Annotated in this window: 25 protein-coding genes and 1 tRNA gene; 12 read left to right on the forward strand and 14 right to left on the reverse strand. The window is 54.9% G+C overall.

Going from position 1 to position 25075, the window contains the following annotated elements; genetic code table 11:
* Positions 1–104: 104 nt before the first annotated feature.
* The 6 genes from pnp to rbfA form a co-directional block, all read right to left on the reverse strand.
* The gene (gene pnp, locus QQL62_RS10265) at positions 105–2231 is read right to left on the reverse strand and encodes a polyribonucleotide nucleotidyltransferase (RefSeq protein WP_284378613.1); all 2127 of its coding nucleotides are present in this window, start codon (positions 2229–2231) and stop codon (positions 105–107) included.
* Positions 2232–2547: 316 nt separating this feature from the next.
* Positions 2548–2817 (reverse strand): 30S ribosomal protein S15, encoded by a 270-nt coding sequence (rpsO, locus tag QQL62_RS10270; RefSeq protein ID WP_284378616.1) that lies wholly within the window; start codon positions 2815–2817, stop codon positions 2548–2550.
* A gap of 125 nt (positions 2818–2942) precedes the next feature.
* A complete protein-coding gene (locus tag QQL62_RS10275; RefSeq protein ID WP_284378618.1) occupies positions 2943–3812 on the reverse strand; it encodes a DMT family transporter in 870 nt (289 codons plus the stop codon).
* Between the two features lie 108 nt (positions 3813–3920).
* Positions 3921–4436 carry a DUF1643 domain-containing protein gene (locus tag QQL62_RS10280; RefSeq protein WP_284378621.1) on the reverse strand — a complete coding sequence of 172 codons (516 nt, stop codon included), beginning with the start codon at positions 4434–4436 and terminating at the stop codon, positions 3921–3923.
* Positions 4433–5341 carry a tRNA pseudouridine(55) synthase TruB gene (gene truB / locus QQL62_RS10285; protein ID WP_284378623.1) on the reverse strand — a complete coding sequence of 303 codons (909 nt, stop codon included), beginning with the start codon at positions 5339–5341 and terminating at the stop codon, positions 4433–4435. Before truB ends, QQL62_RS10280 begins: the two co-directional genes overlap by 4 nt.
* A 25-nt stretch (positions 5342–5366) precedes the next feature.
* Entirely contained in the window at positions 5367–5768 is a 402-nt protein-coding gene (rbfA, locus tag QQL62_RS10290) for a 30S ribosome-binding factor RbfA (RefSeq protein ID WP_284378625.1), read from the reverse strand.
* Between the two features lie 110 nt (positions 5769–5878).
* Between rbfA and dapB the strand changes: the two genes are divergently transcribed.
* A complete protein-coding gene (gene dapB, locus QQL62_RS10295; protein ID WP_284378627.1) occupies positions 5879–6688 on the forward strand; it encodes a 4-hydroxy-tetrahydrodipicolinate reductase in 810 nt (269 codons plus the stop codon).
* A 6-nt stretch (positions 6689–6694) separates the two neighbouring features.
* Here dapB and QQL62_RS10300 read toward each other — a convergent pair whose 3' ends face one another.
* Both QQL62_RS10300 and QQL62_RS10305 read right to left on the reverse strand, forming a co-directional pair.
* On the reverse strand, positions 6695–7477 hold the full coding sequence (locus QQL62_RS10300; protein ID WP_284378628.1) for a hypothetical protein: 783 nt from the start codon (positions 7475–7477) through the stop codon (positions 6695–6697).
* A 93-nt stretch (positions 7478–7570) separates the two neighbouring features.
* Positions 7571–7750: a DUF1674 domain-containing protein gene (locus QQL62_RS10305; protein ID WP_284378630.1), complete on the reverse strand. Its 180-nt coding sequence runs from the start codon at positions 7748–7750 to the stop codon at positions 7571–7573.
* Positions 7751–7819: 69 nt separating this feature from the next.
* Between QQL62_RS10305 and QQL62_RS10310 the strand changes: the two genes are divergently transcribed.
* The 10 genes from QQL62_RS10310 (at position 7820) to QQL62_RS10355 (ending at position 20600) form a co-directional block, all read left to right on the forward strand.
* A complete protein-coding gene (locus tag QQL62_RS10310; RefSeq protein ID WP_284378632.1) occupies positions 7820–9112 on the forward strand; it encodes an RsmB/NOP family class I SAM-dependent RNA methyltransferase in 1293 nt (430 codons plus the stop codon).
* Between the two features lie 26 nt (positions 9113–9138).
* Positions 9139–10773 carry a heparinase II/III family protein gene (locus tag QQL62_RS10315; RefSeq protein ID WP_284378634.1) on the forward strand — a complete coding sequence of 545 codons (1635 nt, stop codon included), beginning with the start codon at positions 9139–9141 and terminating at the stop codon, positions 10771–10773.
* 34 nt (positions 10774–10807) lie between these two features.
* On the forward strand, positions 10808–12400 hold the full coding sequence (purH, locus tag QQL62_RS10320; RefSeq protein ID WP_284378636.1) for a bifunctional phosphoribosylaminoimidazolecarboxamide formyltransferase/IMP cyclohydrolase: 1593 nt from the start codon (positions 10808–10810) through the stop codon (positions 12398–12400).
* Positions 12401–12402: 2 nt separating this feature from the next.
* On the forward strand, positions 12403–12873 hold the full coding sequence (gene lspA / locus QQL62_RS10325; protein WP_284378638.1) for a signal peptidase II: 471 nt from the start codon (positions 12403–12405) through the stop codon (positions 12871–12873).
* A gap of 53 nt (positions 12874–12926) precedes the next feature.
* The gene (locus tag QQL62_RS10330) at positions 12927–13424 is read left to right on the forward strand and encodes a DUF3035 domain-containing protein (protein ID WP_284378640.1); all 498 of its coding nucleotides are present in this window, start codon (positions 12927–12929) and stop codon (positions 13422–13424) included.
* Between the two features lie 87 nt (positions 13425–13511).
* Positions 13512–14849: a M16 family metallopeptidase gene (locus QQL62_RS10335; protein WP_284378642.1), complete on the forward strand. Its 1338-nt coding sequence runs from the start codon at positions 13512–13514 to the stop codon at positions 14847–14849.
* Positions 14849–16162, forward strand: coding sequence for a M16 family metallopeptidase (locus QQL62_RS10340; protein WP_284378644.1), 1314 nt, complete (start codon positions 14849–14851; stop codon positions 16160–16162). The genes QQL62_RS10335 and QQL62_RS10340 overlap by 1 nt, the downstream gene beginning before the upstream one ends.
* 62 nt (positions 16163–16224) lie before the next feature.
* Positions 16225–18078 (forward strand): DNA mismatch repair endonuclease MutL, encoded by a 1854-nt coding sequence (gene mutL / locus QQL62_RS10345; protein WP_284378646.1) that lies wholly within the window; start codon positions 16225–16227, stop codon positions 18076–18078.
* Entirely contained in the window at positions 18075–19250 is a 1176-nt protein-coding gene (locus QQL62_RS10350; RefSeq protein ID WP_284378650.1) for a DNA recombination protein RmuC, read from the forward strand. The genes mutL and QQL62_RS10350 overlap by 4 nt, the downstream gene beginning before the upstream one ends.
* A gap of 78 nt (positions 19251–19328) precedes the next feature.
* Positions 19329–20600 carry a DUF3422 family protein gene (locus QQL62_RS10355; protein ID WP_284378652.1) on the forward strand — a complete coding sequence of 424 codons (1272 nt, stop codon included), beginning with the start codon at positions 19329–19331 and terminating at the stop codon, positions 20598–20600.
* A gap of 1 nt (position 20601) precedes the next feature.
* Here the strand turns inward: QQL62_RS10355 and QQL62_RS10360 are convergent, their stop codons facing one another.
* From QQL62_RS10360 to QQL62_RS10370, 3 genes are all read right to left on the reverse strand, one after another.
* Positions 20602–20832 carry a WGR domain-containing protein gene (locus QQL62_RS10360; RefSeq protein WP_284378654.1) on the reverse strand — a complete coding sequence of 77 codons (231 nt, stop codon included), beginning with the start codon at positions 20830–20832 and terminating at the stop codon, positions 20602–20604.
* A gap of 126 nt (positions 20833–20958) precedes the next feature.
* The gene (gene ykgO / locus QQL62_RS10365) at positions 20959–21084 is read right to left on the reverse strand and encodes a type B 50S ribosomal protein L36 (protein WP_284378655.1); all 126 of its coding nucleotides are present in this window, start codon (positions 21082–21084) and stop codon (positions 20959–20961) included.
* A 74-nt stretch (positions 21085–21158) separates the two neighbouring features.
* Positions 21159–21233: transfer RNA gene (locus QQL62_RS10370), tRNA-Val, on the reverse strand.
* A gap of 114 nt (positions 21234–21347) precedes the next feature.
* On the opposite strand from QQL62_RS10370, the gene QQL62_RS10375 reads away from it, so the two are divergent.
* Positions 21348–22208: an N-formylglutamate amidohydrolase gene (locus QQL62_RS10375; RefSeq protein WP_284378657.1), complete on the forward strand. Its 861-nt coding sequence runs from the start codon at positions 21348–21350 to the stop codon at positions 22206–22208.
* On the opposite strand, the gene QQL62_RS10380 is transcribed toward QQL62_RS10375, so the two are convergent.
* The 3 genes from QQL62_RS10380 to QQL62_RS10390 form a co-directional block, all read right to left on the reverse strand.
* Positions 22209–23462, reverse strand: a complete 1254-nt coding sequence (locus QQL62_RS10380; protein ID WP_284378659.1) for a DNA polymerase IV — start codon at positions 23460–23462, stop codon at positions 22209–22211.
* Between the two features lie 78 nt (positions 23463–23540).
* The gene (pyrF, locus tag QQL62_RS10385) at positions 23541–24236 is read right to left on the reverse strand and encodes an orotidine-5'-phosphate decarboxylase (RefSeq protein WP_284378663.1); all 696 of its coding nucleotides are present in this window, start codon (positions 24234–24236) and stop codon (positions 23541–23543) included.
* 62 nt (positions 24237–24298) lie between these two features.
* The gene (locus QQL62_RS10390) at positions 24299–25006 is read right to left on the reverse strand and encodes an SIMPL domain-containing protein (RefSeq protein ID WP_284378665.1); all 708 of its coding nucleotides are present in this window, start codon (positions 25004–25006) and stop codon (positions 24299–24301) included.
* Positions 25007–25075 lie beyond the last annotated feature (69 nt).

Consider the following 25075-nt stretch of genomic DNA (forward strand, 5'->3'; position numbering starts at 1 on the left):
CTGGGGATCATCGTATCATATTTAGCGGCAAAAAGCGAATAATCTTTAAATGACAAAAAGGCCCCGCAAATACGGGGCCTTTTTCTAGAGTTTGAAACCTATATTTAGGCGTCTTCTTTTTTGATTTCTTCGCCAGTTTCCTGATCGACAACCTTCATTGACAGGCGCACCTTGCCGCGATCGTCAAAACCCATCAGCTTCACTTTTACGCTTTGGCCTTCTTTGACCAAATCTGATGGGTGGTTTACGCGCTCGGCGGCCATTTGGGATACGTGCACCAGACCGTCACGTTTGCCAAAGAAGTTAACGAATGCGCCGAAGTCCATGACCTTTACCACGGTACCAGTGTAGATTGTGCCTACCTCTGGTTCTGCGGCGATCGACATGATCATTTCACGGGCTTTTTCGATTTGCTCGCCATTGCTGGATGCAATTTTGATCACGCCGTCATCGTTGATATCAACCTTGGCGCCAGATACTTCGCAGATTTCGCGAATAACCTTGCCGCCTGATCCGATAACTTCGCGGATTTTGTCAGGGTTGATTTGGATGGTTTCGATACGTGGAGCATGTTCAGAGAATGAGCCAGCCTCGGTCAGGGCATTGGACATTTCGCCTAGGATATGTAGGCGGCCGTCTTTGGCCTGTGCCATGGCTTTTTCCATGATTTCAGGTGTGATACCTGCAACCTTGATGTCCATTTGTAGCGAAGTGATACCGTTTTCTGTACCAGCAACCTTAAAGTCCATATCCCCTAGGTGATCTTCGTCGCCCAAGATATCTGTGAGAACGGCGTATTCGCCGCTGTCCTGTAGGATCAGACCCATAGCAACACCCGCAACCGGTGCGCGCAGCGGAACACCCGCATCCATCATAGACAAAGAGCCACCACAAACAGAGGCCATTGAAGATGAGCCGTTTGATTCAGTGATTTCTGAAACAACGCGGATTGTATATGGGAATTCGGTTGCAGGGGGTAGAACCGCCTGAAGCGCGCGCCATGCCAATTTACCGTGGCCGATTTCGCGACGTCCTGGGCCCATCATACGACCACATTCACCAACAGAGTATGGAGGGAAGTTGTAGTGCAACAGGAAGTTAGAGCGGTATGTGCCGTTAAGCGCATCGATCATTTGCTCGTCATCTCCGGTGCCCAATGTGGTTACAACCAAGCCTTGGGTTTCACCGCGTGTAAACAAGGACGAGCCGTGCGTACGGGGCAGGATACCAGTTTCGGATACGATTGGGCGCACTGTTGCCAGATCGCGGCCGTCGATACGCTTGCCTGTTTTTACGATATCGCCGCGAACCACCTCTGATTCCAGCTTCTTGAGGCATGTGCCTAGGTTTGCATCTTCTTGTTGCTCTTCGCTTAGGGATGCAATGATATCGTCTTTGGCCGCGGCCAAGGCGCCTGTGCGCTCTTGTTTGTCCGTGATGGCATAGGCTGCGCGGATTGCTTTTTCGCCAGATTTTTTAACCGCTGCATATAGATCAGAGTAATCTGGTGCTTGGTAATCATATGGCTCTTTGGCGGCATCTTCGGCCATGTCGATGATCATATCGATCACTGGCTGGAATGCATTGTGTGCAAAGTTAATCGCGCCCAGCATTTCTTCCTCGGTCAGCTCATATGCCTCGGATTCAACCATCATTACGGCATCTTTGGTACCGGCAACAACCAGATCAAGACGCTGTTCTGGGTTGTTTTTCAGGTCATGCATATCATCCACTGTTGGGTTCAATACATATTCACCATCTTCAAAGCCAACACGACAGTTCGCAATAGGGCCCATGAACGGTGCGCCAGATAACGTCAGGGCGGCAGATGCCGCGATCATCGCAACCATGTCTGGGTCATTTACCAGATCATGTGATAGAACGGTCAAGGTTACCTGAACTTCGTGTTTGAAGCCGGGTACGAATAGCGGGCGAATTGGACGGTCGATCAGACGCGCGGTCAGCGTTTCTTTTTCTGTTGGGCGTGCTTCGCGTTTGAAGAACCCACCAGGAATTTTACCCGCGGCGTAATATTTTTCTTGGTAATTAACAGTCAGGGGAAAAAAGCTCTGACCTTCTTTTTCTTTTTTGGCAAAGCATACGGCGGCCAGAACAGATGTTTCACCATATGTGGCGATAACGGTGCTGTCGGCTTGGCGCGCGATTTTACCTGTTTCCAGTGTTAGGGTTTCTTCGCCCCACTGGATGGATTTTTTTACTTCGTTAAACATTTAAGTTTCCTATCAAAGGAGCAATCTTCGCCGTTGCGAAGTCTCCTGTTACAAGGTGGCCCCATTGCCACCGACCCTTACCCTCTTGGTGAATGCGCAGGTCAAGGCATCACATTCCAGATAGCGGGCTGTATATAGAGGAATGTTTGGGATGGGAAGGGGGGTGTATCTAAACAAAAGGTAACCATGGGGTCAGGCGATTGCCTTTTGAACCAAAGGGCGGTTTGCTGTGTATGCATTGGGCAAAAATGCAGTGGTGGCATAAAAAAACCCGCTCATTTCTGAACGGGTTTTAAAAATTCTATTTGGCGGTGTCTTAGCGACGGATGCCTAGGCGTTTGATCAGGTCTTGGTAACGGGCCTCATCTTTGCCGCGTGTGTAATCCAGCAGTTTACGACGCAGGGCAACCATTTTCAAAAGACCACGACGAGAGTGGTTGTCTTTCTTGTTGGTTTTAAAGTGCTCTGTCAGCGTTTTAATGCGAGATGTTAGGATCGCAACTTGTACTTCTGGGGATCCTGTATCGCCTTCTTTGATCGCGAATTCTTTGATCAGGCGTGCTTTTTCTTCTACTGTAATCGACATCGGGGTCTCCTTGGTTAGAGTGAATGGCGCAGGCCGGGATATCGTCCAGCAGGGCCCATGGAGTATCTGAATTTCACAGATTGGGTGCGTATAGGGGTGATTCCCCAAAAAATAAAGGAAAATCGTTAGTCGGGCGTGGCGGGCCTATTGCGTAGGGCGATAATGTTGGACACCAACAACGCCCCCAATACGATGGTGCCCCCGATCACTGTGGCACGCCCCAGCGTTTCGCCGATCACCACCCACACCAACAGCGGCGCCAGCACGCTCTCGCACAGCAAGAATAGCGCAACCTCGGTGCTGGTGATGAACCGTGGGCTGATCGCCAACAGGGAAATGGCCACAGCAATAAAGATATTATGGGCCAGCACATAGGGCGCATCCATGCCCTGAAATACAAAGGGCGTGGCGAAGGGCAGAAAGACCAGGCCGCTGGCAAATAGCGCAATGGGGGTCATTGGCACCATTGATGTTGCCTTGGATTGCGCGGCAAAGCTTAGTGCGGTGCCGTAGCTGGCGGCGAAGGCCACGGCCGTAAGATCACCGCGCAATGTAGCGCCCTCGGTCTCGTGCGAGCCTGATGCGATGATGCCCACCCCGCATAGGGCGGCGGCAATCGTGATTGCCATGCGCGACGATATCCGCTGACCTGTCAGAACCCAGCTGGCGAAGGCGGCGAACACAGGCGTGGTGGCGGCAATAAATACCACATTGGCCACCGTGGTTAGGCTGACCGCCAGCGTAAACAGGGGCGCGCTACAGGCCAGAAACAGGCAGAACATCAGCGCGTTGCGCCCCGTGCCGGCATAGATGCGCCACAGGTTCCCGCGGTGGTACGCCAGCAGCCCTGTGAAAATAAAGGCCCCAGAGAAAAAGTTACGCCAGACAATGATGGTATAGGCATCGGCGCTGATCAGCCGAATGAACAGGCTATCGGGTACGATGAACAAAACGCCCAGTATGGCCAACAAAATGCCTTTGGTTTGATCGTTCATTTTGGGGCCCATATATGGAATGATGCGCGCTGTTATGGCGGGGGCGCTGTTCAGCATATTGGTAGGTTAATACCCATCAAAAGCAAGCAAAATCACAGGTGATGCGGGTTAGCGCGGTACATCCCATGGCACTGGGGTGACGCTGTAGCTGATATACAGAGGGTGTTTGGGGTGGCCGGCCTTGGACAGGCCCAGATGTGAGAGGGGCAGGGTTTGCTGGCGTAATACAGCCTCCATCTGTGGCCCACGGTTCATATGCGCGCCATGTGTGCCCCATGCACAGATGATTGCATCGGCCCAGCCTGCGGCCTTTAGGATCGTGGCATCATTTTCTGGGCCAATCGGATCGGGTTGGGCGCGCATATCGCGTGGATCCGTGGCGCGATAGGCGAATATATTGCAGACCCGAAACGCCCCATAACCCAGCGCGCGGGCGCGCCGCTCGCATCGCTCGACTGTTGGGTCGTTTTGCACCTCGGTGGCGGTGGAGGGATTCAGCATCACAAACAGCACCTTTTGCCCATCTGCATCCCATGTGCGGGTCAGGGCATAGCGGTATTTTTCACAATCAGAGTAGAGCGCCGTAGAGGGCGCATCATCTTTGATATGCGTGCGGGTGATCATTCTGGCACGAAGACACGGCTGGGGTGGATTTGGCCGGCCTTGTAGGTGCCGATGGCCAATGGCTCGCCGTTGCACGATACCCATGCCTCGTCGCCGTATTCCAGATCGGCGTGGGTGACCATGGCCGGGTTGCCATTGCGCAGCTTTTGCACCTCTTCGATGCGGCAATGCAATTCTGGCAGATCGGCCAGACCCAGTTCCAACGGGTGCAGATATTCCAGCAATTCAGGCTGTTTTGCCAGCTCGTCCAGCAGGGTAAATTGAATTGCATCCTCGACATCTAGCGCGCAAGACCAAATCCGGCGCAGTGTTTTCACATGGGCAAAGCATCCAAGCGATGCGCCCAGATCGCGGGCAATTGCGCGCACATAGCCACCCTTGCCACAGATCAGTTCCAGCTCTGCGTGATCATCGTCTATGCGAGAGACCAATTTTAGATCCTCGACAAACAGATCACGCGCATGCAGATCCAGCTCTTCGCCATCGCGGGCCAATTTGTAGGCGCGCTGGCCATCTACACGCACCGCAGAAAATTGCGGTGGGATCTGTTGGATGTCGCCGATGAACTGGCCTAGGGCCTGTTCGATGTCCGTATCTGTAGGGCGCGTATCGCTGGCGCTGATCACCTCGCCTTCGGCATCATCGGTATTGGTGGCCTGACCTAGGCGGATGATAAAGGTATAGGCCTTCATCCCGTCGGTTACGTAGGGAACGGTCTTGGTGGCCTCGCCCAATGCCACGGCCAAAAGGCCGGTCGCCTCTGGGTCAAGGGTGCCCGCATGGCCTGCTTTTTGCGCATTTAGCGCCCATTTCACCTTATTCACCACCGCCGAAGAGGTGATGCCCGCAGGTTTATCAATCAACAGCCAACCGTTTACGCGGTTGCCTTTTTTGCGTCTTGCCATGGGGTATTGCCTTATGTGCCGAGGATCAATCCTCGGTGCTGATATCCTGTACCACCTGATCCAGCGAGAGCAGGCGGCGGGTTTCATCTAGATTATCGAATGTGGTGTCGAGCACGAATTTGAGCTTGGGCGAGAATTTCAGTGCCACAGATTTATTCATGGCGCGGCGCACCTCGTAGGTATTGCGGTTTAGCGCATCAATCACGGCGCTGGCGTTTTCACCACCCAAGGGCAGTACAAAAACCAACGCGGTTTTTAAATCTGGCGTTGGGCGCACCTCGCCCACGGTGATGGATACATGGGCCAAATCTGGATCGTGGATATCACCGCGCATCAAAATATCGGCCACGGCACGGCGAATCAATTCCCCTACGCGCAGCTGTCGCTGGCTGGGGCCTTGGGGTTGGTTTTGATCGTTTTTAGCCATCATGTGCTCCTGCTTTGGCGCGGTTTAGTGGTTTTCGCGCCCGCTCGCAAGCTGGGCTTTGCCTTTGGGGGCGTGACAGGCTAGATGGGGGCAAGAAAATGGAGAACGTTATGTCTAATCTACCTGCTATTGTTATTGTCGGCGCCTCTGGGCGTATGGGCCAGATGTTGATCAACACGGTGCTGAGCAGTGATAAGGCGCGATTGGTTGCCGTGACCGAGCGTGCGGGGCATGCTTGGGTTGGACAGGATCTGGGCCAGATGATGGGCGGTTCTGCGAATGGGGTGTTGGTGCTTGATGATCCAAAGGTGGCCTTTGCAGGGGCGGATGCGGTGATTGATTTCACATCGCCAGAGGCCACATTGGCCCATGCGGCGCTGGCGGTGGATGCGGGGATTGTGCATGTGATCGGCACCACGGGTATGGACAAAGCGCATATTTCTGCGCTGGATCGTTTTGCCCAACAGACACCAATTATACGCGCGGGTAACATGAGCCTTGGGGTGAATTTGCTAACCAAGCTTACGCAAAAGGTTGCCGCCGCATTGGACGAGGATTTTGATATCGAAATCACTGAGGCCCATCACCACCACAAGGTTGATGCACCATCAGGCACGGCCCTAATGCTGGGCCAAGCGGCGGCAGATGGGCGCGGAGTGGATCTGGATGCGGTATCTGATCGGGGACGTGATGGTATTACCGGCGCGCGCACCCGTGGCGACATTGGGTTTCATGCGGTACGTGGCGGCGATATTGTGGGCGAGCATGATGTAATGTTTGCGGCAGCGGGCGAACGCATTGTCTTGCGTCATATGGCAACGGATCGCACAATTTTTGCCCGCGGTGCATTGCGCGCGGCGCTTTGGGGGCAGGGCAAAAAGGCCGGCGCCTATGACATGATGGATGTGCTTGGGCTATAGATCACGTTATTTATCGGACTTGGCGGCGGTGCTATTGGCGGTTTTGAAATCAGATATGAATCTGTCAACGACCAGCATAATAGCATCGAATTCTGCGCGATCTGGATGATCAGCGGAATAGCCGCCCGAAAAACCCCAACTGCCTGCCTTGACCTTGATGGTGTGATTGCGGGTTAACAGCATGGTTTGGCTGACGCTGGAAAAGACACTAAACCAACAGCCCGTGTCGGGATTGGTGTTCGAGAAATAGATATTCATATGTGGTTTGCCGGGGGTTTGTTCCATTTCCTCCTCGGTTAGCAATTTTATCCCGTTTTCGCGGAACTTGCGGGCGATTGTTGCCTGTACCTTGGGGCCAAATGGGCCTTCGAAGTTCGCTGGGCCCTTCAGGCCTTCGACATTAATATAGACCCCTTCTAATCCGCGCAGGGCGACCAGTTTTTCGGCCAGGGGCCAATGTTCTGCGTCAAAGCCCAGTATTTTCTGTGCATCGGTGTGGGCGCACCAATTTGGGGCCTCTGGATGTTCCACTGGTTGTTTGCGCATTTTTATCAGGCGATCCAGCGAACCGGTCATTTGCTCGGCCTTTTGGGTCTCTGGTTCCTCGATCAGGCGGGTGATGAATTCACGAATCGGGGTGCAGTGATTTTTTTGTTCACAAAGCTGGGGGATTGCCCGTTGGCGTTCCCATGTGAACCAGACGCGGTTTTCTGGGGTTTCAGCGGATGTTTGGCTAGGTATACAGGCGATTAATCCTAGAAGAATGGGTAATTTCAACGGGTGTATCATAAGGGTCTCCAGAGTTATTGGAAACCTAGGGGCAGGGGGTTGTTCAACAATGAATCCCCAAGCCAAAAATAGCGAAAATTTTAGAAATCCCCGTTAAAAGTCCGAGGTGATACCCTTGCGTTCCCAATCGCCAAAACGGGTGGGTTCTGGCCCGTTGCGCCCGCCCAGTTCCAGTGGCAATTCCTGTGCGTCTAGGGTGGCTTTACGTGCGGCTGCCTCTGCTAGGGCGCGCTCAGCGGCCTCTGCTAGGCGCTTGGATTTTTCATCGGACATGCGTTTCACTCTGTTTCTTGGGGCAGTGTTGATATAAGGCAGTTTAAACACCTATGGAAAGAGACGCAAATGTCCAATGCTGGAATCTATGCCCGAGAGGCCGCTGTGCGCCTATTGCACGCTGTTTTGATGGAAAAACGGCTGTTGATCGATTTGGTTGGTGCCGAGGATGGGCCTTTGGTGGATTTGGAACCATCGGCGCGGGCGCGGGCGCAATCGCTGGCGGCGACCACGCTGCGTAATCTGGATCGTTTGGATGCGGTACTGGATAAATACCTGACCAAGAAGACACCCTTTGCTCTGTTGAATATTCTGCGGGTGGCGGCGGCAGAAATATTGGTGGATGGCATCGCCAGCCACGCGGCGGTGGACAGCGCAGTAACCATGGCCAAGCGCAAACAAAAAACGGCACATTTGAAGAACCTAGCCAATGCGGTATTGCGTAAGGTGGCGGACGAGGGCGCGGCAGAGTTCGCCAAAACAGCCCCCCAAGCATTGCCTAAGGCCTTTGTCGGGCAGATGAAAAAAATCGCCACCAAGGAGCAGATCGCGGCGATTGAGTTGGCCCATCAAGGCGGCGCGCCGCTGGACATCACATGCCGTGATCCCAAAGAGGCGGGCGAATTTGCAAAAACGCTGGGTGGTCAGCTGATGCCCAATGGGTCTGTGCGTTTGCAGCGCGCAGGGCAGATTACCGAATTGCCAGGGTTCGAGACGGGATCTTGGTGGGTACAGGATGCCGCGGCCAGCATTCCGGCACTGGCGCTGGGCGTGGTTGAGGGCATGCGGGTTTTAGACCTATGTGCGGCACCCGGTGGCAAGACCATGCAGCTGGCGGCGACGGGTGCGGATGTAACGGCGCTGGATATTTCACAGCACAGAATGCGGCGCGTAGAGGCGAATTTAGAGCGCACGGGCCTGCGGGCAAAATCGGTGGTGACGGATGCGCTGGGCTGGAAACCTGATGCGAAATTTGATGCGATTCTATTGGATGCGCCCTGTTCTGCGACCGGCACGATTCGCCGCCATCCTGACCTGCCCTTTGCCAAGGCAAATTTTGATCTGGCCGAGTTATTGAAGCTTCAGCGCAATTTATTGGCCAAGGCTTGTGAATGGCTGGCGCCTGGCGGGGAGCTGGTGTTCTCGACCTGTAGCCTATTTGCCGCCGAGGGCGAGGGCCATGCGGATTGGCTGGCCAAGCAAGAGATCGATGTCGTCCCCGTAGCGCTGGATGCGCCACAGTTGGGGCTGGAGCCGATGATGGCCAATGCGGCAGGACAAATCCGCCTGCGCCCTGATTTTTGGGCAGATGCAGGTGGTATGGATGGGTTTTTCGTAGCCAAGTTTAAAAAGGCATCGTAAGCTTTTTAAAACGATAAAGCGGATGCATGGGACTCTTAGGTGAAAACATTGGCAATAAGATAGCGGCGCGGCGCAGCGTTTTCTCGCGCGCGGCATCTGCCTTTATTGTTCAGCCAGAGCCGCGCTCGATCGGGGTGCCCGCGCGCGGCACGCAATTGATGGCGGGGTATTTTCTGTTTGCTGGCAGTATTGTCGAGGCCCCCGGGAAATCTATCTGGGATTTATCCGCGCCGGATGTGGAATTTGAACGTGCCCTGCACGGGTTTGGCTGGATGGATCATTTGGCCGCCGAGGGCAGCGCCCATGCGCGCCGCCTGACCAAAGAGTGGCTGTGGCGCTGGATTGATCTCTATGGTGCGGGGCGTGGCGAAGGTTGGACACCGCAATTGGCGGGGCGTCGCGTGGTGCGGGTGATAAATCATGCGCTGATGCTCTTGGCCAAAGAAGAGGCGGATCAACAACAGAAATATTATAAAATGCTGGGGCAACAGGCGGATTTCCTAGCGCGCCGCTGGCGGGCGGCCCCGCGAGGTGCGGCGCGGTTCGAAGCGTTGACAGGCTTGATCTATTGCGGGCTGGCCCTAGAGGCCAAAGAGCGGCATCTGGCGGGGGCCGTGCGGGGGCTGGCCAAGGAATGCGAGATCTATATTGGGATAGATGGCGCAATCCCATCTCGCAACCCAGAAGAACTGATGCAGATATTCACCTCGCTTGCCTGGGCTGCCCATGGCATTAACGAGGCCGGCAAGAAGCCCGAGCGCATGCATTTACTGGCCATGGAGCGCATTGTGCCAGTGTTGCGGGCCTTGCGTCTGGGGGATGGGGGATTGGGCCATTTCCACGGCGGTGGGCGTGGCATGGAGGGGCGTTTGGATCAATCGCTGGCGGATGCGGAAATCCGCCTGCCTGCGTTGGATAAAAACGCCATGGGGTATCAGCGGATGCGCCACGGCAAGAGCACGCTATTGATGGACACTGGGCCACAGACCATTGGTCGTGATCAGTCATTCTCGGCGCTGGCGTTTGAGATGTCTTGGGGGCGTCAGCCTTTGATTGTAAATGTGGGGCCGGGCGAGATTTTTGGCGAGGTGCCAGGAATTTTGAGCCGATCTGTGGCGGCCCATAGCACCCTATGTGTGGCCAATCACAACCCTGAGCGCACGGATGCCAAGAGGCCGGTGGTCCAAGAGCCGCTGTATGAGCGCAGTGAGAATGCGGATTTCGAGATGATCGCCGCGTCACATGGTGGGTTTGAGGACAGCCATGGCCTGCGCCATTACCGATCATTGGAACTGGCGCGCGATGGCATGTTTTTACGCGGCAAGGATTCTGTAGTGGCAGAGGGGCGGGCGCATCAACAGGCCTATCTGCGTTGGTTGCAGGCACGCGGGGCGAAATCTATTCCCTTTGCTATTCGCTTTCATTTGCATCCACGTGTGCGGGCGGAATTGGGCATGAAGGACACCGCCGTGACCATCACCCTGCCATCGGGTGAATTGTGGGTTTTGCGCGCGAATGGGGCCAAAATAGCCATCGAACCCAGCCAATATATGCGATATGGCCGTTTAAATCCCAGCAATAGCAAACAGGTTGTGGTATCTGGCAAAGCAATCGACTATGAGGGCGGCATCGAATGGTCGCTGATCCGTCTAGACGAATAGCGCCGCCCTATGATTGCTAAAGGAATGCTGCCCAATGTCCCAAGATCTTGTTAAAATTCGCCGCGCACTTTTGTCTGTTTCTGACAAAACTGGATTAATAGAGCTGGCGACAGCGCTGGATGCGCAGGGGGTGGAATTGCTATCAACGGGTGGGACCGCCAAGGCGATCCGTGATGCAGGTTTGGCCGTGCGCGATGTGTCCGAGATTACCAATTTTCCAGAGATGATGGATGGGCGTGTAAAGACGTTGCACCCGATGGTGCATGGGGGCTTGTTGGCGCTACGTGATAATGATGATCATATTGCGGCCATGGATGCACATGGCATTGGGGCAATCGATTTGCTGGTGGTTAATCTGTATCCGTTTGAGGAAACGGTTGCCAAGGGTGGCGATTATGATGATTGCATCGAGAACATCGATATTGGTGGCCCTGCGATGATCCGTGCGGCGGCTAAAAACCACGGGTTTGTATCTGTGGTTGTGGATGTGCAGGACTATGATGGGCTGATTGATCAGATGAAGGCCAATGAGGGCGCGACTGATTTGGCCTTCCGTCAGGAATTGGCCCAATGCGCCTATGCGCGTACGGGGGCCTATGATGCGGCGGTATCCACATGGATGGCGGGCGCGATTGGCAAGGCGGCCCCGCGGCGCCGTGCGATTGCTGGCGAATTTGTACAAGAGATGCGTTATGGTGAAAACCCGCATCAATCGGCCAGTTTTTATTCTAATGGGTCTGAGCGCGCGGGCGTGGCCACAGCCACCCAGCATCAAGGCAAGGCGCTATCGTACAACAATATTAATGACACCGATGCGGCATTTGAATTGGTGGCGGAATTTGACCCCAAAGATGGGCCGGCGGTTGCAATTATCAAACACGCTAACCCATGCGGCGTGGCACGCGGTGCCACATTGGCCGAGGCGTACGAGAAAGCATTCCAATGCGATCAGACATCTGCCTTTGGCGGCATTATCGCGCTGAACCAAACATTGGACGGTGCCACAGCCGAGCAGATTTGCAACATTTTCACAGAGGTGGTGATCGCTCCGGAGGCCACAGATGAAGCCAAGGCAGTTTTCGCGGCCAAGAAGAACCTGCGCCTGCTAACCACCGGTGGTTTGCCGGATGTTTTGGCGGCGGGCCAGACATGGCGTCAGGTATCGGGCGGCTATTTGATCCAAGATCGCGATAATGGGTTCATCGGCATGGATGATTTGAAGGTTGTGACCAAGAAACAGCCAAGCGAGGCGGAGCTGAAGGATATGTTCTTTGCATGGAAAGTTGCAAAGCACGTCAAATCCAATGCGATTGTTTATGTGAAGGATGGCGCCACCGTGGGTGTTGGTGCGGGGCAGATGAGCCGCGTAGACAGCACGCGCATTGCTGCACGCAAGGCCCAAGATATGGCCGACGTGCTGGGATTGCCTGCCCCGTTGACCCAAGGGTCTGTTGTGGCATCTGATGCGTTTTTCCCCTTCTCTGATGGATTGCTAACCGCCGCCGAGGCTGGCGCCACGGCGATCATACAGCCCGGTGGTTCTATGCGCGATGACGAGGTTATTGCGGCGGCTGATGAGGCCGGGCTTGCCATGGTGTTTACTGGCATGCGCCATTTCCGTCATTGATCATGCGCACGACCCTGTTCATATCGGTTGTTTTTTTCCTACTGGATCAGGTCAGTAAGTCCTATGTTCTAGGGCCTCTGAATTTGGATGATGTCGGGGTGATCGAAATCTTTGACCCCTATTTGATGTTCAAAATGGCGTGGAACGAGGGTATTAATTTTGGCCTGTTTGCCAATGGGGCGGATACCATGCGCTGGGTGCTAACCGCATTTGCGGTGGTGGTCAGCGGCTATCTGTTGTGGTGGTCACGCCAGTATAGCGGCTGGATGGCTTGTTTGTGTGTTGGGATGGTTGTTGGCGGTGCGCTGGGCAATGCGCTGGATCGCGTGATCTATGGCGCGGTGGTTGATTTTCTGAATATGTCCTGTTGTGGCATTTACAATCCTTATGTGTTTAATCTGGCGGATGTTTGGGTTTTTGCGGGGATTATCGGGATCATTCTGTTTTCAGAGCGGTTTCAGAAACGGGCGTGACCTCTGGGGATCTTTGGGGTAAACAGGCCGCAGCTAGTTTGGAATTTAATACGATGAACATTGTTGTAAAAATCGCTTTGGTTGGCCTGATTGGTATTGGCATCACGGCCTGTTCGGGCAAGGGTGGCAAGGGGCCAGACGAATTTGGGGTGCTTCCGACCAAGCCATTGGAATACCCAGATGATTTAACGACATTGCCTGAGCCAGACAGCAGCGTGCGCAACCGTGCCGATCAGCGCCCGCTGGCCGATGCGGTAACCGCGCTGGGCGGCAAGGCCGCGCGCATTGATTCTACCACCATTCCCGCATCCGAGCGCGCATTGCTGAATGCCGCCACGCGTTACGGTGTGGCCGAGAATGTGCGCGCCGAATTGGCCGCGCAGGATGCGGAATTCCGCCGCCGTAACAAAGGCAAGGTTCTGGAACGCCTGTTTAACGTAGATATCGAGCAAGACCGCTATGCGGACGAGCTGTTGGATAGCGAGGCCGAGCTGTTACGGATGCGTCGTTTGGGCATAGGCACCCCGACTTCACCCAAGGCTATTGAATAATTCCTGATATTCGCTCACGATTTCGTTGGGAACGCTTGCGTATTGGCGCTGGGCGGCTAACTTGATCGTGAACAAACGGGAAATATTATGATTGCAAAATTAGCGAAATTGATCACCGCGTGTTGTCTATGTGGCACGTCCGCCTTGGCATTAGGCGAGGTTAGCACCTTTGAATTGGACAATGGTCTAGAAATTGTGGTGATCGAGGATCATCGCGCCCCCGTGGTGACACATATGCTGTGGTATCGCGTTGGCGCGGCGGATGAGCCAGCGGGTAAATCCGGTATTGCGCATTTTTTGGAACATTTGCTGTTTAAGGGCACGGATGACTTAGCCCCGGGCGAGTTCTCGGAAATCGTCTCTGCCAATGGAGGGAGCGAAAATGCCTTTACCTCTTTTGATTACACGGGGTATTTTCAGCGGGTATCGGCGGATCGTCTGCCGTTGATGATGAAGATCGAATCTGATCGCATGCAAAACCTAAATCTGACCGAGGAAGAGGTTTTGCCAGAGCGTGATGTGATCATCGAAGAGCGCAATTCGCGTACCGAGAACAACCCCAGCGCATTGTTTTCTGAACATCGGTCTGCCCTGATGTATGCCAATCATCCGTACGGTACTCCGGTGATTGGCTGGATGCACGAGATCGAGAACCTGACCCGCGAGGATGCGCTGGATTTCTACAAGAAATACTATGCGCCAAACAATGCTATTTTGATTGTGGCAGGGGATGTAGAGCCTGAAAATGTGTTGGCCTTGGCCCAAGAGCATTACGGCCCGCGCATCCCATCCGATGCCATCACCAAACGTGTGCGCCCCCAAGAGCCCCCAAAGCGCGCGCCTATTCATACGATTTTCGAAGATCCGCGCGTGGGCCAGCCCTATGTGATCCGCGAATACTTATCCGCCAACCGCAAGAGCGGCGATCAGACCGAAGCGGCGGCATTACGGGTGTTTGCGGAATTGTTGGGCGGGTCTGGTGTGACCTCATTCTTGGGTCAAAAATTACAGCTGGAACAGAAAGTGGCCATCAATCAGGCCGCGTGGCATTCCGGCATGTCCTATGATCGCGATGGATTCGGCCTGTATGCGGTGCCTGCGGCGGGCGTTAGCCTACAGGATTTAGAAGAGGCGCTAGATGCCGCCTTGGCTGAATTTTTGGTTCAGGGTGTGGATGTGGAGCATCTGGCGCGGATCAAAACCCAGATGAAGGCCGCTGAGATCTACGCCTTGGATAACCAAAGCGATGTTGCGCGCCGCTATGGCGAGGCGCTGACCTCTGGGTTAACAGTACAGGATGTGCAGGAATGGCCCGCCCTATTGGCCGCGGTCACCGCCGAGGATGTTATGCAGGCCGCGCGTACCGTTTTGAATGAAAATGCGTCTGTTACCGGCTGGTTCCGTGCGCCACAGGAGACAAAATAATGATCAGAATTATCAGCGCTGTATGCGCATTTATCAGCCTTGCTTTGCCTGCTGTTGCAGAAATTGATATCGAAGAGGTTGTTTCGCCCGGTGGCATCACCGCATGGTTGGTGAGTGAGCCTTCGATCCCGATGGTCTCGATCGAAATCGGATTCAAGGGCGGCTCGTTGACCGAGCCTGACGATAAACTGGGATCAACTTATCTAATGGCTGGGCTGTTAGAAGAGGGGGCGGGGGACTTGGATTCCGTGGCCTTTCGCCAGGCGGCCGAGGCACTGGCCAGCAGTTTCTCGTTTGATTCCAGCAAAGAAAACGTTTTGACCGGCGCACAGTTTTTGAAGGAAAATATGGATGCATCGATTGACCTGTGGAAATTGGCGCTGACACAGCCTAGCTTTGATGACACGGCCTTTGAACGCACTAAGGCACAGGTGCAATCCATTGTGGCCCGCCGCGCCAAAACCCCCAATGAAATCGCAGGTGATGCCTTTAGTGCTGTGGCCTATGCTGGCCATCCCTATGCACGAACTTATCAGGGCACGCTTAAGACCATCGGGGCGCTAACACAGCAAGACATGCGCGATGCCCATCGGCGTAGCATGACCAAGGATCGCATGTTTATCGGTGTGGTTGGCGATATCACCGCGGCAGAACTGGGCCCGGTTCTGGATCATTTGCTGGGGGATTTGCCTGAAACAGGCCCCACAATGCCGAACGAGATCACCTTTCAGGCCGAAGGTGGTGTGACGGTGGTGGATTTCAACACCCCCCAATCGGTGGCTGTTTGGGGACATCAGGGTATTGCTCAGGATGATCCGGATTTTTTCCCTGCATTTGTGATGAATCACATTATGGGCGGCAGCGGCTTTACATCTCGCCTGACCAGTGAGGTGCGTGAAAAGCGCGGCCTAACCTATGGGATATACTCTTATTTAGCGTCGATGGATTTTGCACAGTATTACGGTGGTTCTGTTTCATCCAGCAACGATAGTATTGGCGAGGCGATTGAAATCGTAAAGGCAGAATGGGCGCGTATGGCGGCCGAGGGTGTCAGCGCAGCCGAGCTGGACGCGGCCAAGAAATATATGACCGGCAATTATCCTCTGCGGTTTGATGGGAATGCGAAAATCGCTGGGTTATTACGTTATAGTCAAATGGATAATTTCCCAATTGATTATCCCAAAAAGCGCAACGGATATATCAATGCCGTGACCCAAGAGGATATCAAGCGCGTGGCCGCCCGTCTGATGCGCGCGGATGATTTGCATTTTGTCGTGGTTGGTAAACCTGTTGGGTTAACCAGCGCCAACTAATTGCCCTTGGGTGCGCGCGAATTCCATGTCGAATCGCGCGCACCTATGCTATCCCTAGTGGCATGGATATTTCTGCCCCCCAAATAAGCCCTGATTTGCCTGAAATCCGCCAACTGGATGATGCGGCGGCAAATCGAATTGCCGCAGGCGAGGTGGTAGAACGCCCTGCGTCCGCGATCAAAGAATTGGTAGAGAATTCCATTGATGCACAGGCACGGCGCATCGAAATTGCCTATGCCGATGGGGGCAAGACGCTGATCCGCGTATCTGATGATGGGCATGGCATTCCTGAATATCAATTGCCCCTTGCGCTATCGCGCCATGCGACCTCGAAAATTGATGGCACGGATTTGTTGAATATTCGCAGCTTTGGATTTCGTGGCGAGGCCCTGCCATCGATGGGGGCGGTTGGCCGCCTGTCGGTGAAATCTCGTGTGGCCAATGCGGCGAGCGGTGCGGAAATCGTGGTGGATGGCGGCGTGATTGCGCCTGTGCGGCCTGTGGCCACGCCCCATGGTACGGTGGTTGAATTGCGCAACCTGTTTCACGCAACGCCTGCGCGGTTGAAATTTCTGCGCACGGATCGCGCCGAGGCTGGTGCGATTAGCGATGTGATAAAACGTTTGGCTATGGCAGAGCCATCCATCGGGTTTACCCTACGCGATGTATCGGGTGGGGGTGCTGGGCGCGTGGTATTTCGTGCTGATCCAGAAAGCGGCGATCTGTTTGATGCGTTGCATGGGCGATTGCGCAGTGTATTGGGGGCGGAATTTGCGGATAACTGTCTGCCCGTGGATGCGACACGTGATGGTATGAGCCTGACGGGCTATGCTAGCCTGCCGACCTTTTCGCGGGGCAATGCCATGGCGCAATTCCTGTTTGTGAATGGCCGGCCCGTTAAGGACAAATTGTTAATTGGCGCGCTGCGGGGGGCCTATTCTGATTTCTTGCACGCGGGGCGCTATCCTGTGGTGGCGCTGTTTCTAGAGTGTGACCCCGAACAGGTGGATGTAAATGTGCACCCCGCCAAGGCCGAAGTCCGGTTTCGAGAGCCAGGACTGGCGCGTGGGTTGATGATATCGGGGCTTCGCCATGCGCTAACTGGGGCGGGGCATCGCGCATCCACCACGGTGGCGGATGCCACATTGGGGGCGTTTAGCGCACCGCAAATAGCGCCCCACGATAAGGACATACGCCCCCTGTATCAGATGCGACAGTCTGCACCAGAGTATCGCCCCCTAGCGCCGTCGCCAATGCAGGGCGGGTTTGCCGAAACACAGGGGGCGGTATCTGGCCGTGTCGAGGACGTGATCGAGCAGGACGTCTTGGTTGATGATTTACCCCTTGGGGCGGCGCGCGCACAGTTGCACGAGAATTATATTGTAGCCCAGACCAAGGATGGAATGGTTATTGTGGATCAGCATGCCGCCCATGAGCGGCTGGTCTATGAAAAGCTGAAACAGCAGATGGCGGATAATGGCGTGGCCGCGCAGGCGCTGTTGATCCCAGAGGTGGTAGAGCTGTCCGAGGCGGATCGCGCAACGCTGTTGGATGCGGCGGGTGAATTGGCACGCTTTGGTCTGGGGATCGAGGGGTTCGGCCCTACGGCGATTGCCGTGCGCGAGACGCCAGCGATCTTGGGCGAGGTGAATGCGGGGGCGATGGTGCGCGATATTCTGGACGAGCTGGCAGACCTTGCGCAGACCCAGACGGTGAAAGAGCAGCTAGAGGCGATCCTTAGCCGCGTGGCCTGTCATGGCTCTATCCGATCTGGCCGGGTAATGCGCGCCGATGAGATGAATGCGCTATTGCGCGAAATGGAGGCAACCCCGCATTCTGGGCAATGCAACCATGGGCGGCCCACTTATGTAGAATTGAAATTGGCGGATATAGAAAAGTTGTTTGGACGCAGATGATACAAATTGGCGAAATGGTTCTGGATTTTAGCGACCCTGTGGTCTTGGCTGCGGCGATCGGGTTTGGGCTGTTTGGTCTGTTGTTGGTGATGGTGTTTATGGGGTTGCGGGCCAATGGGAAATCTGCGCGGGCTATTCAGCCGCTGGCGCAACAGATGAGCTACGTAAACGAGGCCGTAAAGACCCTGAACGAAAGCCAGCACAGTCTGGCGGGGGGATTACGCAGCGTGTCGGATGCGCAGGTAGCCGCGCAGGCAACCATGATAAATACCCTAGAGCGACGCCTAGAAGAGGTGCAACGCACCATGGGTGACAGCCTGCATGGATCGGCCAAGCGCACCGCGCATTCGCTGGGTGAGTTACAAACCCGTCTGGCAACAATTGATAAGGCACAGAACAATATCGAGAAACTGTCAGGCGATGTTCTTAGCCTGCAGGATATCCTATCGAACAAGCAAACCCGCGGGGCATTTGGCGAAATTCAGCTGAACGATATTGTTTCCAAGGCTTTGTCGCCCGATAGCTATGCGTTTCAATATACCCTTAGCAATGGCAAACGGGCGGATTGTGTGGTGCATTTACCCAATCCTCCTGGCCCGATTGTTATAGATAGCAAATTCCCCCTTGAGGGTTATGAATTGTTACGCGCCGCACAAACCCAAAGCGAGGTTACCGAGGCCGCCCGCCGCCTAAAGGCCGATGTGCGCAAACATATCAAGGATATCGCCGGCAAATATATCATCGAGGGCGAAACCGCCGATGGGGCGTTGATGTTCCTGCCATCCGAGGCGGTCTACGCTGAATTGCACGCCAATTTCCCCGAGGTGGTGCGCGAGGGCTTTGATGCGCGGGTGTGGATTGTATCGCCTACCACCTGCATGGCCACGCTGAACACCATGCGCGCAGTGCTAAAGGATTCGCGTATGCGCGAACAGGCCGGCGCGATTCGCAAAGAGCTGGGTGCGCTGTACAAAGATGTGGAACGGTTGGGTGCGCGTGTGGGCAATCTGGACAAGCATTTCGCCATGGCGAGCAAAGATATTGAAGAGATCAAGATTTCGGCGACCAAGGCGGGCAACCGTGCGCATCGTCTGGATCGATTTGATTTTGATGAATTGGCTTCGGATGGGCAGGCGGATGTGCTGAAATTGCACCCCAAGGGCGGGAAATAGTCGCTTTTGCGACCTCCTGAGCTGTGATTTTGCGCATGACTGGGGCCAGATTGACATTTTTTGAGGTTGGAGAACCCTATGCCCCTGTCTGATCACCCGTTGCGTGCAACGTTGAACAATGAATTACATGCGCGCCCCTTTCCTGTGATCAGGGCCCCTGCGCAGGTGGCCTATCTGGCACTGACCCCATCAGAGAATCAAACGGCGGAGCTGCAAGAGCTGATCGCCCATTTGGGCGTGCATGGCGATATCAGTGATTGGTATTATAAGGGACGCGCGGAATTGGTATCTCTGCGCTGGGAACGCCATACCGAATTTGTAACCTATACGATTTTTGTCGAGGGCGAAGAGGCCACCGCTATGGACAACAGCGCATGGGATTTGTTTCCGCAATCATGGCTGGATCGGGTCGGGGGACAGGTGCTGACGCAATGCAAGGTGGCGGTTTACCCCCCAAGCGCCAAACGGGATGTCGAGCAGCTGGTGGTCACCGAATTTGCAAAACATTTCCAGAGTGAAAGCTTGGCCAGCGCTTATGTGTTGGATGAAAATGCTGTGATTGCCAGTGATTTCAAAGCGGATCGGGACGGGTTCATCCGTTTTGGGCTATTGCCTGTGGGGTCTACGGGGTCGCATCGCTTGGGGCGCATTACACAACGGCTGTTAGAAATAGAAACCTACCGCGCCATGGCCATGCTGACCTTGCCTATTGCGAAACATGTGTTTGCGCGTCTAACGGAATTGGATCGCCAATTGGCCGAGCTGGTGAAAGCAATTGCCGAGCGGGAAAAGAGCCACGAAGAGGCGCTGGAGCGTCTGATGGCGCTGTCATCCGAGATCGAGTTTTTAAATGCTGAGCATGCGTATCGTTTTGCGGGGGGAGAGGCCTACGCCGCCTTGGTCGCACAGCGCACACAGGTTCTGCGCGAGACACGCTTTCAGGGGCGCCAAACCTTTGCTGAATTTATGATGCGCCGCTTTAACCCAACCGTGCGTACCTGTGGCGCGGCACAGGCGCGTCTGCGCGATATCTCGGATCGAGCGGCCCGCGCGGTGGATTTGCTGGGCACGCGGGTAAATGTACGCACCGCCGCCCAGAACAAAGACCTGCTGGAACAGATGGATCGGCGCGCTGAGTTACAGTTGCGCCTGCAAGAAACGGTGGAGGGGTTGTCTGTGGTGGCGATCAGCTATTATGCCGTAAATCTGCTGAGCTATTTTGCATATCCATTGGCCCAACATCTGGGCCTAGAGAAGACCAAGCTGACTGCAATCCTGGTTGTGCCGGTGATATTGGTGGTTTTTGCCATGGTGCGTCGGGTCAAGCACCACGTCGCAAAACCCAAATAACCTAGACGCGGTGATAGCCTGCGCGCAATTTTTGGGTGCGATGGCGATCTGCGGCGCGCGATGCGCTCATCAAATCGGGAAACAGGTTCAAGACCTGACGGCCCTTGCCCCCGCGAACGCCCCATTCACGTAGCACAGAAAATTCCTCAAACAGGTTGGCACAGATTTCCACACGGTAGTACCGAGCAGAGTGTTTTTGCGGGTTTGTTTTAAACATCAAACAGGTGGTCATAGGGTGATTCTAGCAAGGCGTGATTCGCGCATCAAGGGGGTGGTGCGAATTTCACAAGATTTGCCTATTCAAATGAAAAAGCCGCCCCCGAAGGAGCGGCCTGAATTCATAATCGCGATGATCAGATTAACCCTGACGCGCCTTAAAACGAGGCTGGGTTTTGTTGATCACGTATACGCGGCCTTTGCGGCGAACGATACGACAGTCGCGGTGGCGCGACTTGAGCGAGCGAAGTGAGCTTTTGACCTTCATGGGCCTTCTCCTTTTTCGCACATCAGCCGACAAGCGATGCGCCTAGTTAAATCCGGTGCCCCTAAGGGCGCTTATGGTGGGCGTAACTGGGATTGAACCAGTGACCCCTTCGATGTCAACGAAGTGCTCTCCCGCTGAGCTATACGCCCCCAAAAGATAGAAAGACATGCAGGCACGCCCCTCGTGAGCCGTTTCTTTAGGGGATTAACACAAAAGGTTCAAGGGCTTTGATTTATAAAGATTATGCGGCTAGAAACAGGGCAATGGAAAATTCAGCATATTTACTGACCGAACCCACCGAACAGGGGTGTCCGATTGTCTTTAGTTCGCCCCATAGTGGGCGGGATTATCCTGCCGATTTTCTGGCTAATTCGTTGTTAAATAACATAGAAATTCGCAAATCAGAGGATGCCTTTGTGGATCAGCTGTTTCGCTCTGCACCGCGCTATGGGGCGCCGCTTTTGTCTGCGGTGGCCCCGCGTGCCTATGTGGATTTAAACCGGCAGGCAGATGAATTTGATGCGGCATTGATTCGCGGTATAAAGCCAAACGCCGTCAATCCGCGACTGGCCTCTGGGCTTGGCGTTATTCCACGAGTCGTGGCCGAGGGCCGCCCCATCCAAAGCGGCAAGATGGACATGGCCGAGGCACAGGAACGAATAGAGGCCTGTTATCACCCCTATCACCGGCGTTTGCAGGGGTTGTTGGATGAAACGCGCCGGATTTTTGGCCATGCGTTGCTGTTGGATTGCCATTCTATGCCTCATGGGGCGACCGCCAATATGGTGGCGCGCGGGGGATCGCGGCCCGACATCGTGCTAGGGGATCGATTCGGGGCATCCTGTGCCAGATCAGTGGTGGATAGTATCGAGGCCGCCTTTGTGGCGCAGGGGTTTGTGGTTTCGCGCAACGTGCCCTTTGCGGGGGCGCATATTGTGCAACATTACGGGCGCCCCACTGCCGCGCAATATGCCGTGCAGATCGAGATTGATCGCGGGCTGTATATGGACGAGCAGCGGGTTGAGAAATCAGCAGAGTTTGATGAAACACAGGCGCGTATTGCTGCCGCTGTTGCGCTGTTGACCAATTCGGATGCGTTGGAGCTGCCGTTGGCCGCAGAATAGCTAGCGCAGGGCGCGGCCCTTTTTGATCGCATCCTTGCCAAAGCGTTGCTTGATGGCATCTGTTGCGCGTTCGACCTCGGATTTCTTGCTGTCTTGGGTCTCCAGCATGTCGCTCTCTTGGCTGCTATTGTCAGCATTTTGTAGATTGCTAATGCCAGTGCCAATCAGGCGAAAGGGGGCCTGATCTATTACATCGTTCAGCAGATGGCGGGCCTCGCGGTAAATCGCCTCGGCGCTTTGGGTGGCGGAATGTTGGGTGCGGCGGCGCGTTAGGGATTGGAAATTTGCGCGCTTGACCTTTAGGGTAACGACCTTGCCGATGTAGCCCTTGGTCTTGGCACTGGCTGATACCTGTTCCGCCAATCGCCATAGGTGGCCATCTAGGCGATCAATGTCGTTGATATCCTCGGGGAAAGTGGTTTCCTTGGATATGCTTTTGACGGGTGCGCGGGGGCTAACGTGGCGGTAATCTAGGCCGCGGGCCAGATGCCACAACCGATCGCCCATAGATTGGTATCTTTTGGCTAGATCGGTGCGCTCTCGGCGCTGAATGTCGCCGAAGGTGCGAATGCCATCTTGTTCCAGCGTTTTTTGCGCGACCTTGCCCACGCCCCATATCAGCTTTACCGGTAGGGGGGCTAAGTACTCTGTGATACCCTGTTGGCCAATCACCGAAAATCCGCGGGGTTTGTCCAGATCAGACGCCATTTTGGCCAAGAATTTATTGTAGGACAGCCCGACAGAGCCGGATAGCCCCAGCTCTTCTTCCATGCGTTTTACAAGGCGGGCCATGGACAGGGCGGGGGCTTCGCCGTGTAACTTTTCTGTGCCGGTTAGATCGATAAAGGCCTCGTCTAATGACAGGGGTTCGATGTTGGGGGACAGTTCGTCCATCAGAGAGCGAATTTGGCGCGAAGCCTCTACATAGGCCTGCATGCGGGGCGCTACGAACACCGCGTCGGGGCACAGGCGCTTGGCCTGAAAGGTGGGCATGGCCGAGCGCACCCCGCGAATACGCGCTACATAACAAGCAGTAGAGACCACCCCGCGCTTGCCCCCGCCGATGATCACGGGTTTGTCGCGCAGCTCTGGGTTATCGCGTTTTTCAACGGATGCGAAAAATGCATCGCAATCCATATGAGCAATGGGCAGGTCAAACAATTCTGGGTGGGACAATAGGCGCGGCGAGCCACAGGCCGCACAGCGGCGGGCGTGGGGAACAGTGGTCAGGCAATCGCGACAGATGGTGGACATAGAGGGAACATAGCAGGGTGCAATGTCGAGGGGAACCGCCTGTTTTATCAACAGGTGGTTCCGGTTACGCGCTTGGGGTTAAACCCCCTTCAATTCTTCAATCACGGCCAATGCGGCCTTGCGGGGATCATCGGCGGCCCAGATTGGTCGGCCGACTACGATGTGATCTGCGCCGTCTTTGATGGCCGTTGCGGGGGTTGCCACGCGTTTTTGATCACCTAGTGCGGCGCCTTTGGGGCGTACGCCCGGGGTGACGATCAGCTTGCCTTTGGCCTCGGGTAGGGCGCGGATTAATGCGGCCTCTTGGGGGCTAGAGATCACGCCATCTGCACCGGCCAGCAGCGCGTTACGAGCGCGCGCGATTACCAGATCCTGCACCCGGCCATCTTGGATCAGGCAGGCGTCCAGATCATCGCGGTCCAGGGATGTTAGGATGGTAACGGCCAGAATTTTCATATCTGTATCACCGCGTCCAGCCACGGCCGCGCGCACCACATGGGGGTCGCCGTGCACTGTTAGGAAATCCATATCGTATTGGGCAATACCCGCCACGGCCTTGGTCACCGTGGCGCCGATATCGAAGAATTTCATATCCAGAAACACCTGAGCGCCGCGCTCTTTCAGCTCGTTAGCCAATGCCAGCCCACCGCCTGTAAGCATGCCCAGGCCAATTTTGTAGAACGAAACGGAATCGCCCAGCTTGTCGATGATTTGGCCCGCATCTAGCAGGTTTGGTACATCAAGGGCTACGATCAGGCGGTTATCAGCGGTCATATTCTGCTCCTTTGGTTCTTGCGCTTATTGGCACAATGAGGCGCAGGGTCAAGCGTGGGGCGCTAGTTTTCCAAATAGAAGGTGATATTGGTGACCACGCGCACCAATTTATTCAATTCTGAGGTGCTGTTATTTACCGTGCGGATTTGAAACCCGCCTTGGGATGCATTTTGGATACCGCCCACGGATACGCCGGCGTTTGCGGCGAATTCATTGGCGGCGATGCGAGCGTTTTCGGTGGCCTCGCGCAGCATATCTGGCTTGATATCATTAAGCTTGGTGAATTCATATTCGATGCCATTTTCGCTGACATCGATGCCCTCGGTTGCCAGCATAAAAACGGGGCCGCGGGCTGGGGCTATTTTCTCTGGGCTGTTGGTTGATATGCGCACTGATCCACCGACGGTGAAATACTGACGGGTCACGTTGCCTTGGTGGTCGCGCTCTGTGTAGTCTGATTTTCGCAGGGGTGCGAAGGCGAACTCGTCTGGTGTAAACCCAGCGTCTGTTAGGATCTCGCGGATGCGTGCGGCGTTGGTTTCTGCGATTTCAAAGGTGGCGCCTACCGCGTTGTAATCAAAACCTGTGCTGGCGTAATGCAAATTCCATGTGCCAACATCGGCGGGAACAATACGTTCCGACAGGCCCTTTACCTGTGCGGTATTGGCACCTGTGCGCTCGTTTAGGGTGGTATTGGATACAAAATACCCCGCCGCTGCCACGCCCAGCCCTAATAGACCCGCGCCAAGGATTGTGGAAATGCTGTTCATAATATGCTCCTTTGAAACTGTGATCAGCCTACACTTGCACATCGTTTTCGCAATCCTTATCTTAGGTCT

Source organism: Amylibacter marinus, assembly GCF_030160015.1.
Lineage (GTDB): Bacteria > Pseudomonadota > Alphaproteobacteria > Rhodobacterales > Rhodobacteraceae > Amylibacter > Amylibacter marinus.

Excerpts from the sequence above, each read along its gene's own strand:
- pnp (WP_284378613.1), bottom strand. The coding sequence starts at position 2,231 with ATGTTTAACGAAGTAAAAAAATCCATCCAGTGGGGCGAAGAAACCCTA.
- rpsO (WP_284378616.1), bottom strand. The coding sequence starts at position 2,817 with ATGTCGATTACAGTAGAAGAAAAAGCACGCCTGATCAAAGAATTCGCG.
- QQL62_RS10275 (WP_284378618.1), bottom strand. The coding sequence starts at position 3,812 with ATGAACGATCAAACCAAAGGCATTTTGTTGGCCATACTGGGCGTTTTG.
- QQL62_RS10280 (WP_284378621.1), bottom strand. The coding sequence starts at position 4,436 with ATGATCACCCGCACGCATATCAAAGATGATGCGCCCTCTACGGCGCTC.
- truB (WP_284378623.1), bottom strand. The coding sequence starts at position 5,341 with ATGGCAAGACGCAAAAAAGGCAACCGCGTAAACGGTTGGCTGTTGATT.
- rbfA (WP_284378625.1), bottom strand. The coding sequence starts at position 5,768 with ATGGCTAAAAACGATCAAAACCAACCCCAAGGCCCCAGCCAGCGACAG.
- dapB (WP_284378627.1), top strand. The coding sequence starts at position 5,879 with ATGTCTAATCTACCTGCTATTGTTATTGTCGGCGCCTCTGGGCGTATG.
- QQL62_RS10300 (WP_284378628.1), bottom strand. The coding sequence starts at position 7,477 with ATGATACACCCGTTGAAATTACCCATTCTTCTAGGATTAATCGCCTGT.
- QQL62_RS10305 (WP_284378630.1), bottom strand. The coding sequence starts at position 7,750 with ATGTCCGATGAAAAATCCAAGCGCCTAGCAGAGGCCGCTGAGCGCGCC.
- QQL62_RS10310 (WP_284378632.1), top strand. The coding sequence starts at position 7,820 with ATGTCCAATGCTGGAATCTATGCCCGAGAGGCCGCTGTGCGCCTATTG.
- QQL62_RS10315 (WP_284378634.1), top strand. The coding sequence starts at position 9,139 with ATGGGACTCTTAGGTGAAAACATTGGCAATAAGATAGCGGCGCGGCGC.
- purH (WP_284378636.1), top strand. The coding sequence starts at position 10,808 with ATGTCCCAAGATCTTGTTAAAATTCGCCGCGCACTTTTGTCTGTTTCT.
- lspA (WP_284378638.1), top strand. The coding sequence starts at position 12,403 with ATGCGCACGACCCTGTTCATATCGGTTGTTTTTTTCCTACTGGATCAG.
- QQL62_RS10330 (WP_284378640.1), top strand. The coding sequence starts at position 12,927 with ATGAACATTGTTGTAAAAATCGCTTTGGTTGGCCTGATTGGTATTGGC.
- QQL62_RS10335 (WP_284378642.1), top strand. The coding sequence starts at position 13,512 with ATGATTGCAAAATTAGCGAAATTGATCACCGCGTGTTGTCTATGTGGC.
- QQL62_RS10340 (WP_284378644.1), top strand. The coding sequence starts at position 14,849 with ATGATCAGAATTATCAGCGCTGTATGCGCATTTATCAGCCTTGCTTTG.
- mutL (WP_284378646.1), top strand. The coding sequence starts at position 16,225 with ATGGATATTTCTGCCCCCCAAATAAGCCCTGATTTGCCTGAAATCCGC.
- QQL62_RS10350 (WP_284378650.1), top strand. The coding sequence starts at position 18,075 with ATGATACAAATTGGCGAAATGGTTCTGGATTTTAGCGACCCTGTGGTC.
- QQL62_RS10355 (WP_284378652.1), top strand. The coding sequence starts at position 19,329 with ATGCCCCTGTCTGATCACCCGTTGCGTGCAACGTTGAACAATGAATTA.
- QQL62_RS10360 (WP_284378654.1), bottom strand. The coding sequence starts at position 20,832 with ATGACCACCTGTTTGATGTTTAAAACAAACCCGCAAAAACACTCTGCT.
- ykgO (WP_284378655.1), bottom strand. The coding sequence starts at position 21,084 with ATGAAGGTCAAAAGCTCACTTCGCTCGCTCAAGTCGCGCCACCGCGAC.
- QQL62_RS10375 (WP_284378657.1), top strand. The coding sequence starts at position 21,348 with ATGGAAAATTCAGCATATTTACTGACCGAACCCACCGAACAGGGGTGT.
- QQL62_RS10380 (WP_284378659.1), bottom strand. The coding sequence starts at position 23,462 with ATGTCCACCATCTGTCGCGATTGCCTGACCACTGTTCCCCACGCCCGC.
- pyrF (WP_284378663.1), bottom strand. The coding sequence starts at position 24,236 with ATGACCGCTGATAACCGCCTGATCGTAGCCCTTGATGTACCAAACCTG.
- QQL62_RS10390 (WP_284378665.1), bottom strand. The coding sequence starts at position 25,006 with ATGAACAGCATTTCCACAATCCTTGGCGCGGGTCTATTAGGGCTGGGC.